Annotated in this window: 10 protein-coding genes, 1 tRNA gene and 1 rRNA gene; 6 read left to right on the top strand and 6 right to left on the bottom strand. The window is 46.4% G+C overall.

Annotated features, from left to right (window positions below; genetic code table 11):
* Positions 1-57: 57 nt before the first annotated feature.
* Both rrf and RJ47_RS03940 read left to right on the top strand, forming a co-directional pair.
* Positions 58-173, top strand: a 5S ribosomal RNA gene (gene rrf, locus RJ47_RS03935).
* A 94-nt stretch (positions 174-267) separates the two neighbouring features.
* Positions 268-344, top strand: a tRNA-Asp gene (locus tag RJ47_RS03940).
* Positions 345-793: 449 nt separating this feature from the next.
* On the opposite strand, the gene RJ47_RS03945 is transcribed toward RJ47_RS03940, so the two are convergent.
* The 5 genes from RJ47_RS03945 to hemC form a co-directional block, all read right to left on the bottom strand.
* On the bottom strand, positions 794-3,373 hold the full coding sequence (locus tag RJ47_RS03945) for a DUF2339 domain-containing protein (protein WP_039481723.1): 2,580 nt from the start codon (positions 3,371-3,373) through the stop codon (positions 794-796).
* Between the two features lie 172 nt (positions 3,374-3,545).
* A complete protein-coding gene (locus RJ47_RS03950) occupies positions 3,546-4,724 on the bottom strand; it encodes a heme biosynthesis protein HemY (RefSeq protein ID WP_039481726.1) in 1,179 nt (392 codons plus the stop codon).
* On the bottom strand, positions 4,724-5,929 hold the full coding sequence (locus RJ47_RS03955; protein WP_038140649.1) for a uroporphyrinogen-III C-methyltransferase: 1,206 nt from the start codon (positions 5,927-5,929) through the stop codon (positions 4,724-4,726). Before RJ47_RS03955 ends, RJ47_RS03950 begins: the two co-directional genes overlap by 1 nt.
* Before the next feature lie 3 nt (positions 5,930-5,932).
* Positions 5,933-6,676 (bottom strand): uroporphyrinogen-III synthase, encoded by a 744-nt coding sequence (locus tag RJ47_RS03960; protein ID WP_039481728.1) that lies wholly within the window; start codon positions 6,674-6,676, stop codon positions 5,933-5,935.
* 5 nt (positions 6,677-6,681) lie between these two features.
* Positions 6,682-7,620 (bottom strand): hydroxymethylbilane synthase, encoded by a 939-nt coding sequence (hemC, locus tag RJ47_RS03965; RefSeq protein WP_038140646.1) that lies wholly within the window; start codon positions 7,618-7,620, stop codon positions 6,682-6,684.
* Positions 7,621-7,956: 336 nt separating this feature from the next.
* On the opposite strand from hemC, the gene RJ47_RS03970 reads away from it, so the two are divergent.
* On the top strand, positions 7,957-10,485 hold the full coding sequence (locus tag RJ47_RS03970) for a class I adenylate cyclase (protein ID WP_005475629.1): 2,529 nt from the start codon (positions 7,957-7,959) through the stop codon (positions 10,483-10,485).
* 44 nt (positions 10,486-10,529) lie between these two features.
* Here the strand turns inward: RJ47_RS03970 and cyaY are convergent, their stop codons facing one another.
* Positions 10,530-10,844 (bottom strand): iron donor protein CyaY, encoded by a 315-nt coding sequence (cyaY, locus tag RJ47_RS03975; protein ID WP_005475593.1) that lies wholly within the window; start codon positions 10,842-10,844, stop codon positions 10,530-10,532.
* A 75-nt stretch (positions 10,845-10,919) separates the two neighbouring features.
* Between cyaY and lptM the strand changes: the two genes are divergently transcribed.
* From lptM to dapF, 3 genes are read left to right on the top strand one after another with little or no spacing between them, the layout of a single operon-like run.
* On the top strand, positions 10,920-11,036 hold the full coding sequence (gene lptM / locus RJ47_RS21625; RefSeq protein WP_005475620.1) for an LPS translocon maturation chaperone LptM: 117 nt from the start codon (positions 10,920-10,922) through the stop codon (positions 11,034-11,036).
* Positions 11,037-11,074: 38 nt separating this feature from the next.
* The gene (gene lysA, locus RJ47_RS03985) at positions 11,075-12,328 is read left to right on the top strand and encodes a diaminopimelate decarboxylase (protein ID WP_039481730.1); all 1,254 of its coding nucleotides are present in this window, start codon (positions 11,075-11,077) and stop codon (positions 12,326-12,328) included.
* Between the two features lie 10 nt (positions 12,329-12,338).
* On the top strand, positions 12,339-13,169 hold the full coding sequence (dapF, locus tag RJ47_RS03990; RefSeq protein WP_038140637.1) for a diaminopimelate epimerase: 831 nt from the start codon (positions 12,339-12,341) through the stop codon (positions 13,167-13,169).
* Positions 13,170-13,172 lie beyond the last annotated feature (3 nt).

The following is a 13,172-nucleotide window of genomic DNA, read 5'->3' on the forward strand; positions in this document are numbered from 1 at the left end:
ACTAGAACATTGAATGTGTAGAGAACACAATAACAGCTTTCCAGATTAAAGAATTTGCTTGGCGACCATAGCGATTTGGACCCACCTGATTCCATGCCGAACTCAGAAGTGAAACGAATTAGCGCCGATGGTAGTGTGGGGCTTCCCCATGTGAGAGTAGGACATCGCCAGGCTTGTTTCCTTGTTTTTAGATTTTGAAAAATCTAAAGGCAAAACTAGATAAAGCAATCTAACCATAAGACTTTATTTAGTAGAAAATACCACTGCGGAGTGGTAGTTCAGTTGGTTAGAATACCGGCCTGTCACGCCGGGGGTCGCGGGTTCGAGTCCCGTCCACTCCGCCACTTATACTAAGCCCTAGTCGAAAGACTAGGGCTTTTTTACGTTTCAGATTTCGGAAAATACTGCGTACTTTTTCACGGACCGGAATATCGAACCATCGAGCCCGTGCGTTCACCATTGAATCGAGTATCAATTCAATCACTTTGCTACTTATTTGAAAGCCTAGTCTTGCGACTAGGCTTTCGTCGTTTCTGGGTAAAGAAAACTTGAGTGAATGACAAACAGATCTTAGTCATTTGGGGCTTAACGAGCCTACCATTTATGGATAAGTGTCACTTGAAACTACGTAGCTTACTTCTTTCTTTAGCCTCGTGGCTTGCTGTTAAGTTGGGAAGTCTTGCTGTAAGAAAGATCTTCACTGTCCGAGGGCTTTATCCATCTTCTTCCCAACATATACAGAGTCTTTGTTTGGTATTGGAAGTATGGAAAACCACTCACGATAAACATCCGATTACAGCACAATATTTTTACTGCGCAACCTCTGGAACAACCATCCAAGCCCAACCAAGCTTGCTCCTAGCCCCAACATACTAATGGCTCGCCACAACCCTTCCAAGTTGGATGTATCAATCAAGAATACTTTGCACACCGCGACACCTAGTACGAGCAGCCCCACTTTTTGTAGCCTTGTATCTGAACGTTGGGCGCCATTATAAGTGACTGTTGCGCCGACAAAAATAAAGAGTGCGGTGTAGCTAAATAGCTCTGCCATGCTGGTTGATGCATTAATGCTCATACTTCCCTTTTGCCAGAACTGGCGTATGGAATAAATGGCCCAAAGCCCAATTTGAATAGAGGACGCGCAGTAGAAATAAGCGGGCTCCAAAGGAGTCCTTAGTCTTTTACCTATAGTAATCGAGAGTAGTCCGGGCAGGAGCCAACCTACCGATAACCAGTTAACAATCGGTGTTGCCTCCCCAGAGATGTTCAAACCTAGCAAAGGCTGATAGACGGTGTTGAGTGCGACGCTTAAAGTGATGGCTATCGCCAGCATTATGTATGATGCATAAAGATACAAGTTTGCAGTAAAGCGCGCACTTCGAGCTTTTAGGCTATAGATGGTAAACATAGCCAAACTTTGGAGAGTGAATAAACTAACGGAACGAAAGTCAAAATCGGCTATGAAATTATAACTAGCTAGTAGCAAAAAGTTCGATTGGCTAAAAATAAGTAAAGCGCCCAAATTGAGACAGGTGACTTCTAGCCACTGCTTTAAGTTGGGGGCAAGTGGTTTTAGTATCCTACCTGACAATTGGAGCAAGATAAGTGCTGGCAAAAAGCTTGTTACGAGCGTGATTGATTCAGGAATGCTTGTCGCCTGCCATGCTGGGACAAAGGGTAACAATGTAAGGCGTATAGTGAGCAGTCCAACAAGCCCTTTTATCAGCCATAGATTAGGTTCGAGGTGATCGAATCGGTACTGAGACGATGCAAGAAGCACCTGAATGGACACTGCTAGCGTAAACCAATCAGCAGAAAGTAAACAGTAGCATGTTGACGCTATGATGAGATGCAACACGGTAGAAGATTCTTGTTGCAACTGCTTGAACTTATGGGAGCTAGCCACAAACCCTAGCCCCAGAATTAAGCTAAATGAACTCCATGTTTCCAACAAGTTCGAGTAATGAAGGTTAATGTAAAGCTGAGAGCCAATCAGCATGCACGGAAGTGATAAGAGGGCTAAGCAATAGCTCATCGGTTTCCGATCTCCCAGAAAGTACTGCCCTATGGTTCGAGCGCCAACTAAGACAATGACCCCTCCCGTAGCTATCCAGACCAGCTTTCCGTACGATTCATCGATTCCATTGGTGAGTGTCACGCTAATGTGTTCTGTGATTGCCATCGCAACTAAGGTGACTAGACTAAGCACTCGCGGCGCGGCGCGGCTTTTCATCATCGGAAAAATGAGCAATGCCACAGGGAAAAGGAAAAGAAGAACGGCTTGAGGCTGGTTTATATCAATCCGAGTTAGTGTTAATGAGGTCACGAGTGCCAGCAAAGTAGCGGCGATGAGTGGGTGGCTGTAGACCTCTTTGATTCGGATTGGCTTTTCCAACCTCCAGCCTAGATGAGGAATAAAAATAAGCAGATAGACGGATACAGGAATAAATAAGACAAACCAGATTAACGATTGCTCTTGCGTGATATCGATGCTGATGAGAAGCAGCCATAGGACTTGACCTGTGGTGACAGAGCAAATTAACCAATGTGGTTGTATAAAGCGTCGTATCATTAATCCTGCGGCGGTAATCGTTGTAATGTAAGCACTTAGTAAAAGGTAGCTGGGATCTTCTCCTCCAATCCAAAGTGGTGCACTGTAGCCCCCAAATAACCCTAGGGCTATCATTAGTGGCCCCATACGCAGACTGAGTGCAATCGCAGCTACTGCTAGAATGCCTATTGCGGTGAGCGCGATAGGCGGGGATATCAGTTGATAAACAATTGCACTGAAGCAGATGGTCGCGTAGAGGCCGCTCATGCCCGTCGCATACAAAACTGCTGGAATGTAGGCATCTAATTTTGCATGGAATAGATGGCGCTCACTCCTACCGATTTTATGATGTAGCCATTCTGCTACGGCAAAAAAGATCAGAGAGATAGTTACTGCGAGTGCTGTGTGTGCAAACGGCGTAAGAATGAAGTTGCTGCCAATGGCTTGTACTAAGTAGCCAGCACCTATCACCATGGCGATACCGCCAATCCAAATAAGCCAGTTCTTTTTCAAGTGAGTCAGGGTGTTATCAAACCATTCGGTTGTCGTGGTATCCACTGTTGCTACAGGTTTTACTGCTCTTATGGCAGGCTCTACTTTTGTTCTAGGGAGAGGTACTTTTGGAGATTGATAAGATGGGGTGTCTTGTTGAGTGCTTTGCTCTTGCTTTTGAGGTTGACGAACACTGGCTAATTGTTCGAGCTCGTGAACTCGGCTTTCTAGTTTTATGATTTTTCTACAAGCCCATAGACTCATTAGTGGTGAAACCAAAATGACGATAATGAGAAGAAGACCTAGTAGCAATCCCACAAGTTCCATTGATGAGTCCTTTCAATAAGCAATGCCTATCTATAGTACTGAATCGTAGGTCTTTATTTTGCAACCCAAGACAGAAAACTTGCTTTGTTTACTGAGCATTAGCATATCGACTAGCCAAGCTAGCAGGTACAAAAAAACCGGCTCAGCGGCCGGTTTTGTTTGTCTGATTACTCTACGCTTGGACGAGTGTCAGCGCTTTTCGCGAGACTTCGTGTGCTGCTTTTGTGAGATTTTGTTTCTCTAACGCATCAGCAAGGTAGGCATAGTCAGAGACATTTGGGCGCAGTGATAATGCTTTTTCTAAGTGCTGCTGAGCTTCGCTCCACTTTTCATTTCTAAGGTGGAATTGAGCCAGTGCGCTGTGTGCTTCTGCGTTGTTACCATCTTTGTTTAGGACCGTTTCTAAGAAGACAATGGCTGGATGGCTATCTGCTAGATTCATTTCTGGTAGCAGCGCGTAAAGCGAGGAATTTGGATGCTTCTTGATGTTCTCTTTGATTAGAGTGAAGGCTTCGTTATCCGCTTTTCTTGAGATCAACTGCTTTGCAAAACATTCGACCAGATGGCTATCACTTTTCAGCTTACGCGGTAAGCCATTCCAATGGCTGACAAGACCCTCGCTGCCTTTTTGTTCCGCAACTTCTGCCAACAAACCACATTGAGCTCGTTGTGTTAGTTGAGCCTGCTCATCTTTGCTGATGATCTTCGCTTTGACTAAGTTTGGTAGCGCATCCAGTAACGGTTGCCACAGTTTAAGTTCGATGTAGACCGACTTAAGCAAGTTGAGCACGATGGTGTTGGTAGGGTAGCTTGCTTTCAGTGCGGTTAAGGTTTCGAGTGCCGCAGTGAAATCTGATTCGCGAACTTGTTGCTTGGCTCGTGTGAGTTCGACCGCTAAGAGCGAGTTTTCTTGCTGGGCGGCGAGTTCTAGGTAGCGATCGCGCTTGTCACTCTCTCCCATACCTTGCGCAGCTTCAGACGCGACGAGATAACAGAGCAAAGGCATATCGTGGTGGTTTGCCCAACGGGTGACTTTCTTCTCCGCTAACTTAAAGTCGCCTTCGAGTAGCTTGATGATACCTTCGTTAGTGTAGCGACGAGAACGACGCATCTTACGAACGCTAAACCAGTTCCAGGTCGCGGAGCTTGCGGAAAGCGCTTTTTTGATAAAGAACTCTAAGGCAAACAGAGCGGCAAGGGCGGCAATGATAAAGATAACAAGTGTGGTGACACTCATTTCAATGGTTTTGTTTGCAATTGAGATCAGCACGTAGCCCTGCTGACCCGCATATTGTGTGCCGGCAAACAAGCCCGCTCCCAATATGACAAAGAGGAAAATGATACGAAACATTATTTCTCCTCCGTGATCAGGGTAGTGACTTCACGACGCAAGCGATCGCGAATGACATCAGACAACTGTTGCTGTGTCTCTAGCTTGACTGGGTAATCGACATGGATATTTTGCTTGCTCAAGCTTTCGAGCGTCTTATTAAACTCAATGACGCTGTTTGCATCTTGATTAAAGAATGTGCTCGACCATTTGTCTGCAGTGGTCAGTGCCGTTGAGTAGATTTCTTGCTGTTCAACGTAGACAGCCTTAATTGCGGTTTCGAGCTTCGCCTTGATGTTCTCTTTCAAGTAGAAGTGCTGTTGAGGTGAAAGTAGTGGGATTACGTTACCATCTCGAGTTCGGAAAGTGATGAAGTTCTCGGAAAAATCCTTTAGCGAGGTCATTAAGTTGTCCTGCCAATCGTAGATATCTTCAGATACTTTACGTTGCTCGACTTGCTGCGCTTCAGGTAGCAGGGCATTCGCTAACGGCAGTTGATCGACTTGTTGTTGAAGCGAGGTTAAACGTAGGACCAAACCTTCGCGGTCGATCAATGGAATCGACTTGAGTTTCGTGATGTCATTGGCCATCGCTTTACGCAGTGGCACTAAACTTGGGTCGTTCAGTGCTGCGATACGTTGATCCGCACTTTCCATCAGTTTGGTAGCGCTAACGGCATCATGCTCGAGGAACAATTTGCGTCCTGCCAGTTTTACGAGGTAGTCGGCTTCAGCCAATAGCCAGTCATTTGGACGGCGTCCTTTCACATCAGCGATGGCTAGTTGTAAGCTCTCGATACTCTTTTGCTGTTGCTCAAGCACTGTTTCTGCGCGGTGAGTAATCTCAGTTGCTTGTGCAATTGCAGCTTGCTTGGTGGCGCTGAGGTCTTGCTCAATAGAGGTTTGAGTTTGGCTGAGCTGTTTTTGCAAGGCATCAATTTGCGCTTGATATTGCGCATTTTTCTGCTGCATATAAAAGGTTAAACCGCCACCGAAAATAAGTGACAAAATGATCGCAACCGTACCGAGTTTTACTCCGCGTTTGCCTTGCTTTTCTTCAAAAACAGGCGCTTCTTCTTGCTTTGGCTCGGCTGGCGCTGCGCTGCTTTCATTTGGCGTCTGTGTAGATTCCGTCGCTTCAATGTTTTCCTTTTGAGCGGCTTCGTCTTTCACAGAGTTGTTTTCTTTCTCAGGTTCAATGTGATCGTTTTTATTTTTACTTGTCATTGTTTATTGTCCTGTTGTCGTTGACCTTAGAGCAGCCAACAAATCTTTATTTGAAGCACTATGGGTATTGATAACCTTTTCGAACCCTAACTTCAGTGCCTCTTGTACAATGCGTTCACTGGGTACAAAGAGTTGCAACCCACAGAGCCATACCCGTTGTGAGGCGGATAGCTGATCAACAAAATGGCATAGCTGACCTGAACTGGTGATGACTAACTGTGTAATTTGCTTATCTTGCCAGATTGGAACCAGTAAATCTGAGCGGAAAGTAATGTTTTCTCGCTTATAGGTTTCGACATAGTCTACCGTGGCACCGCGCTCTATGAGTGTGTCATAAATGAGTTCTCGCCCACCATTGCCTCGTAGAATGACAACCTTTTTACCTTTCACTCGGGAAAGCATATCCAGCAGCAATAGATGCTCACTGTCTCCAATCTGCGGATAGTGTACTTTTTGTTGCGTAACTTTGCTTAAAACATGTGCAGTTTTTTGACCAACGGCAAGGTAAGTGACGCGATCTGGCCATACTTGGTTCTGATATTGAAGGGTTTGATGGCTAAAGGTCACCGCATGTTGACTGACCGCAATCACGATTTCACACTCTGCCAAGTGGTCAGGGAGAGTCGGAAGTTCACTTCCGGGCTGGATAGAGATAATTGGATGATGCAGGGCTGTTATCCCTGCATCATGGAGCTGTTGGCATAAGGCGTGGCCCTGCTCACCAGGTCGGGTGACCAAAACTGCCATGTCGATTACTCGTGATCAGCGTAGAGCTTGGTCAGAATTTCGCGGGCACCGTTGTCAAGCAACTGATTTGCCAAGGTGACGCCTAAGCTTTCTGCATCAGCTCGCGCGCCTTTGATTTCACCGCGGACAATCTCTGAACCATCAGGCTCACCAACCAGGGCTCGCAGCCAAATCTCATCACCGTCCAGCAGTGCGTAGCTGCCAATCGGAACTTGACACCCGCCTTCCAGTGTTAGGTTCATTGCGCGTTCGCATAACACGCGATCGGCTGTGTCTTGGTGATTTAATGGCTCTAGGAGTTTGATTAAGCGCTCGTCGTCGAGGCGACACTCGATGCCAACCGCACCTTGTCCTACCGCGGGTAGGGATTGCTCTGGTTCAATAAAGCTACGAATGCGTTCTTCAAGTTCTAGGCGTTTCAATCCCGCTGCGGCGAGAATGATCGCGTCGTACTCTCCGGCATCTAGTTTTCCTAAGCGAGTGCCTACATTGCCTCGTAGCTCTTTGATAACCAAGTCTGGTCGATACTCTTTAATCTGACATTGACGACGTAAGCTACAGGTGCCAACAACCGCTCCCTGTGGCAGTTCGTCAATGTTGTTGTAGGTGTTGGAGACAAAAGCGTCGCGTGGGTCTTCTCGTTCACAAATCGTGACTAGCCCAAGACCTTCTGGGAAGTCTACTGGAACATCTTTCATCGAATGGACTGCTAAATCAGCACGACCTTCTAGCATGGCGACTTCAAGCTCTTTGACAAATAGACCTTTGCCCCCCACTTTCGCTAACGGTGTATCAAGAATGATGTCACCTTTCGTTACCATCGTTACTAACTCTACTTCAAGGCCTGGATGAGCGGCTTGTAGAGCGTCTTTTACAAAGTATGCTTGCCATAGTGCGAGAGGACTTTTTCGTGTAGCGATACGAATTGGAGAAGATTGAGTCATGATGTTCTGCTAGTGGTTTTAAATAATGCTTAATCCTACCACTGTACGTTGAAAAGTATTACTGCAATCTCGCGAGGAGGGAGGATGGTAAGCGAGCTAGCATAAAATCATCAAAAGAGTGTGATTAATGTCTCGTTTGTATGATTCGCTATTATAATTAACTTAGGTTCCGTACCACACTAATGCCACAGTGGTTAATGACGGATTATAATGTCGATTCGATCGTACAATTCTTTACCAATACAAATAAAAGTGTTAGATTGATCACATTTCAGCGGTGCTTTAGAACGCTTTTTGTTCAGGGTACACGATAGGTAAATAACCAAGGACTCTCCCTTGCAGGCTTACACGAAAACGTTAATTCAAAGACTTGATAACCTAAACCAGCAACGTACTGAACGTGCGCTGGCTCTTATGGATTTGCAAAGTCAGCGTGTATTCCACCTTATTCCTACCTTACTGCATTTCAATCATCCGGTTATTCCCGGTTACTACGATGATCACGTTCCTTACGGCATTCGCCAATTTGAGTTTAATGATGTTCAGCGTCAGTTTGTTGATGACACAGAGCTGACGATAGGTCAATCATTAGCTACTAGCGAAACGCCGGCCATACTTGGTCTATACACCATGGGCAGCACATCCTCGATTGGCCAAAGCACTTCAAGTGATTTGGATATTTGGGTTTGTGTGTCGCCGGACATGGATAAAGATGCACGAGAGTCTCTGACCAACAAATGCCTATTGATTACCGATTGGGCACAAACTCAGGGTGTCGAAGCGAATTTCTTTTTAATGGATGAGGAGCGTTTTCGTTCCAATCATTCGGAAGAGATGACGGGCGACAACTGTGGTTCATCTCAACACCTGTTGTTACTTGATGAGTTTTATCGTAGTGCGGTGCGCCTTGCTGGTATGCGCCTACTATGGCAAATCGTTCCTCCAGAAATGGAAGAGTGTTATGACGATTACGTTCACGATCTTTGCAACAAAGGCTACATTGACTGCTCACAGTGGATCGATTTTGGTAAATTGAATCGTATTCCCGCGGAAGAGTATTTCGGCTCTAACTTGTGGCAGTTGTACAAAAGTATCGACTCGCCTTATAAGTCGGTGCTGAAAGCCATTTTGCTTGAAGCATACTCTTGGGAATACCCGAACACTCAGCTATTAAGCCTTGATACTAAACGTCGTTTTTTTGCTCATGAGCCCGATCTCTATGGCATGGACGCGTATTACTTAATGCTTGAGAAGGTGACCCGATACCTAGAACGTATTGGTGATGATACTCGTCTTGATTTGGTTCGCCGCTGTTTCTATCTGAAAACGCATGAGAAATTGTCTCGTGAACCAAGCGTTGGCTCGGTGGCTTGGCGTCGTGAAGCGCTGCGTGACATGGTCAACAACTGGGGATGGGATGACAGCGTCATTCGTGAGTTAGACGATCGCCGTAATTGGAAAGTTGAGCAAGTCAAAGTGGTGCATCACGCATTACTTGATGCGTTGATGCAAAGCTACCGTAATCTGATTCAATTTGCTCGACGCAATGACATCACGTCCGCGATTAGTCCTCAAGACATCAGTATTCTGGCGCGTAAGCTGTATGCGGCATTTGAAGTTCTACCGGGTAAAATTACCTTGTTGAATCCGCAAATCTCTCCGGATTTGCACGAGCCCGATCTGACCTTTATTGAAGTTCGTCCTGGACGCACCAATAAACAGGGCTGGTACCTGTACAAGCAGCCGCTTACCCCGCACCGCATTATTGGTCAATCTCCGCTAGAGCATAACGAATACCTCAGTAAGTTAGTCGCTTGGTCGTTCTTTAATGGCATGATTACGGAGTCGACACGTTTGCATTCTGTCGTCCGTGATGCGCATTTAGACATCGACAAGTTCTATCAGATGGTGAGTGATTTACGTAACACGTTTTCGCTGCGTAAACGTCGCCCAACGATGCAAGCCCTAGCTAGCCCTTGTGAAATCAGTCAGCTCGCGATGTTCATCAACTTTGAAGAGGATCCAACGGCTCAGCTCGGTGGCAAATCTCTAAAGCTTGATCCAAAGAGCATGGATATTTTCAGCTTTGGACCTGAGCAAAAGTGTCTAGTAGGCAGTGTCGACTTGGTGTACCGAAACTCATGGCAAGAAGTGCGCACGCTTCACTTCAAGGGTGAAACAGCGATGCTAGACGCGCTGAAAACCGTATTAGGCAAAATGCACCAAGATGCGTTACCGCCTGAATCGGTAGATGTGTTCTGCTACAGCAAGAACTTGCGCGGCGTGATGCGAAACATGGTTTACCAACTGCTTGCCGAGTGCATCGATTTACGTTTGAAACCGGTCGAGCAAGAGAAGCGTCGCCGTTTCAAAGCGTTGCGGATTGGGCAGCAAACCTATGGCTTGTTCTTTGAACGTCGTGGCGTGTCGGTACAAATGCTTGAAAATTCAGTCGACTTCTACCGCAGTATCTCAACGAATAAACTGAAGGGCTCACCGCTGCTGATGCTCGATAAAGAGCAAGATCATCCGTTGCCAGAAATCGTTGATGGATTCGCCAGTGAAGGTCTCGTTCAGTTCTTCTTTGAAGATAACGAGCAAGGTTTCAATATCTATGTGTTAGATGAGTCGAATCGGGTCGAAGTTTATCACCAGTTTAGTGGCGAAAAAGATGAGATGATTGCGAGTGTAAACGGCTTTTACACGTCGTCTCAGGATGATAGCCAGGTTGCATCTAAGTTTATTAATTTTAACTTGCCGCAGTATTATCAAATCGTTCGCCCAGAAGAGGGTGAAGCCTATATCGTGCCATATCGTAGCGATAGTGCAGGTTGTCCCAAGCCAAATAGAATTGTAAATGCGTAAAAAAGGCCATCATCGTGATGGCCTTTTTTGATGTGCTGGTGGGTTTATTCCCACTCGATCTCTTCCGCACAGTGCTTTTCACATTCTTGCTTTACCATCGCAATCAGCTCTAAGCCTGTTTTAGAACAGATCCATTGATCATTTTGCAGAGAAAAGTGGAAGCCGCCAGACTTAGACGCCAACCAAACCTCTTTCATTGGCTCTTGGCGGTTAATGATAATCTGACTGCGGTCTTCAAACTCGAGTGTCATCACGTTGCCAGACGTTTCATAGTCGATGTCCGCACCTGAATCATCAATCATTTCTTCGATGATTTGCATTTTTACATCCACCAACTGATGAAATTCAGTCTCGTTCATCCTATCTATCCTATTGCTTTTCCTGAGTGTGGTGCGATTATAGGGGGCATTGATGAAATAATCACGATAGAACCGATGAAAAAATCAATCTTAGCGCTGTTTGTCGTCTCCGTACTGGGTTTGGCTGGTTGTGGCCAAACAGGTTCGTTGTACATGCCAGATGAAGCGCCTCAAAATGAACAATCTTCATAATAATGACTAAGTAATATCAGAATATAAGGGAAAGCACTTTGGATTACTTCAACTATCAGGATGATGGCCAACTCTGGGCCGAGAACGTCGCATTGTCTGATTTGGCTCAGCAGTACGGAACCCCACTATACGTATACTCTCGAGCAACGCTGGAGCGCCATTGGAACGCTTTCGATAAATCGGTTGGTGACCATCCTCACCTTGTCTGTTACGCGGTGAAGGCGAACTCAAACCTAGGTGTTTTGAATGCGTTGGCGCGCATTGGGTCGGGCTTCGATATCGTCTCTGGTGGTGAGCTAGAGCGTGTGATTGCCGCAGGCGGTGATGCAAGCAAGGTGGTCTTCTCTGGGGTGGGTAAAACCGAGCAAGAGATGCAGCGCGCGCTTGAGCTGGGGATTAAGTGCTTCAACGTTGAATCTGAACCTGAACTTGAACGCTTGAATAAAGTGGCGGGACAGCTCGGTGTCAAAGCGCCTATCTCTTTGCGCATCAACCCTGATGTCGATGCCAACACGCACCCTTATATTTCTACTGGTTTACGTGACAACAAGTTTGGTATCGCGTTTGATCGCGCTCCCGCTGTATACCAATTTGCTGCGAGCTTAGAGAACCTGGATGTGAAAGGCATTGATTGCCATATCGGTTCTCAATTGACAGACATCGAACCTTTTATCGATGCAACAGATCGCCTGCTTGCCCTTATCGATGACTTGAAAGAGCAAGGCATTGACATTAAACACCTTGATGTTGGTGGTGGGCTTGGTGTGGTGTATCGCGATGAAATGCCGCCAGAGCCATCCGACTACGCGAAAGCATTATTAAGCCGTCTTGATAACCACAAGCACCTTGAGCTTATCTTTGAACCGGGTCGAGCGATTGCCGCGAATGCCGGTATCTTGTTGACCAAAGTTGAATTCTTAAAGCACACAGAACACAAAAACTTTGCCATCATTGATGCTGCAATGAACGACTTGATGCGCCCTGCGTTATACCAAGCGTGGCAAGATATCGTCCCTGTCGCTCCTCGAGAAGGGGAAGCAAAAGAATACGACTTGGTCGGGCCAATTTGTGAAACTGGTGACTTCTTAGGTAAAGACCGTCGCTTAGTTTTAGAGGAAAATGACTTACTGGCTGTGCGCTCTGCTGGCGCTTATGGCTTCGTGATGTCTTCAAACTACAACACTCGCGTGCGTGCTGCTGAAGTGATGGTTGATGGCGATCAATCTCATCTTGTGCGTCAACGTGAACAGCTGTCCAGTCTATGGGCACTAGAAAACATTCTTCCGGAGTAATTGGACCTGTATGCATTTCCATTTTTCTAAAATGCATGGTTTGGGTAACGACTTTATGGTCGTGGATTGCATTACCCAAAACATTTTTTTCTCGCCTGATCTGATCCGCCGTTTGGCGGATCGTCATACAGGGGTTGGCTTTGACCAACTGCTGGTGGTTGAAGCGCCTTATGATCCTGAAACCGACTTCCACTACCGGATTTTTAATGCCGATGGCAGTGAAGTAGAACAGTGTGGTAACGGCGCCCGCTGCTTTGCCCGTTTTGTCCGAATGAAAGGATTGACGAACAAATACAGCATTAGCGTGAGCACAAAGAAAGGCAAAATGGTGCTCAATATTGAAGAGGATGACCAAGTCACCGTCAATATGGGTGTGCCTGAGTTTGAACCAAACAAGATCCCATTCAAAGCCAAACAAACGGAAAAAACCTACATTTTACGTGCCGAAGACAAAACGCTTTTCTGTGGCGCAGTGAGTATGGGTAATCCGCATGTGGTGACCGTGGTGGATGATGTTGCCACCGCCGATGTGGAAACCTTAGGACCACTGCTTGAGTCTCACGAGCGTTTTCCTGAGCGGGTCAATGCTGGCTTTATGCAGGTGATTAGCCGCAACGAAGTGAACCTGCGTGTTTACGAACGCGGTGCGGGTGAAACACAAGCGTGCGGCAGTGGTGCGTGTGGCGCCGTCGCAGTCGGTGTTGTTCAAGGTTTGCTGGATGAACATGTCACCGTGCATTTACCAGGTGGCGACTTAAAGATCAGTTGGAAAGGGCCGGGTAAACCTCTGTTTATGACAGGACCTGCAACTCATGTTTTTGATGGGCAGTTGAGCTGCTAATTC

Origin of the sequence: Vibrio sinaloensis (assembly GCF_000808535.1) — a bacterium.
In the GTDB taxonomy this organism is placed as follows: domain Bacteria; phylum Pseudomonadota; class Gammaproteobacteria; order Enterobacterales; family Vibrionaceae; genus Vibrio; species Vibrio sinaloensis_D.

Coding starts and splice junctions, on each gene's coding strand:
- RJ47_RS03955 (WP_038140649.1), bottom strand. CDS start 5,929: ATGACAAGTAAAAATAAAAACGATCACATTGAACCTGAGAAAGAAAAC.
- RJ47_RS03950 (WP_039481726.1), bottom strand. CDS start 4,724: ATGTTTCGTATCATTTTCCTCTTTGTCATATTGGGAGCGGGCTTGTTT.
- RJ47_RS03945 (WP_039481723.1), bottom strand. CDS start 3,373: ATGGAACTTGTGGGATTGCTACTAGGTCTTCTTCTCATTATCGTCATT.
- lptM (WP_005475620.1), top strand. CDS start 10,920: ATGAAAAAATCAATCTTAGCGCTGTTTGTCGTCTCCGTACTGGGTTTG.
- RJ47_RS03960 (WP_039481728.1), bottom strand. CDS start 6,676: ATGGCAGTTTTGGTCACCCGACCTGGTGAGCAGGGCCACGCCTTATGC.
- cyaY (WP_005475593.1), bottom strand. CDS start 10,844: ATGAACGAGACTGAATTTCATCAGTTGGTGGATGTAAAAATGCAAATC.
- hemC (WP_038140646.1), bottom strand. CDS start 7,620: ATGACTCAATCTTCTCCAATTCGTATCGCTACACGAAAAAGTCCTCTC.
- dapF (WP_038140637.1), top strand. CDS start 12,339: ATGCATTTCCATTTTTCTAAAATGCATGGTTTGGGTAACGACTTTATG.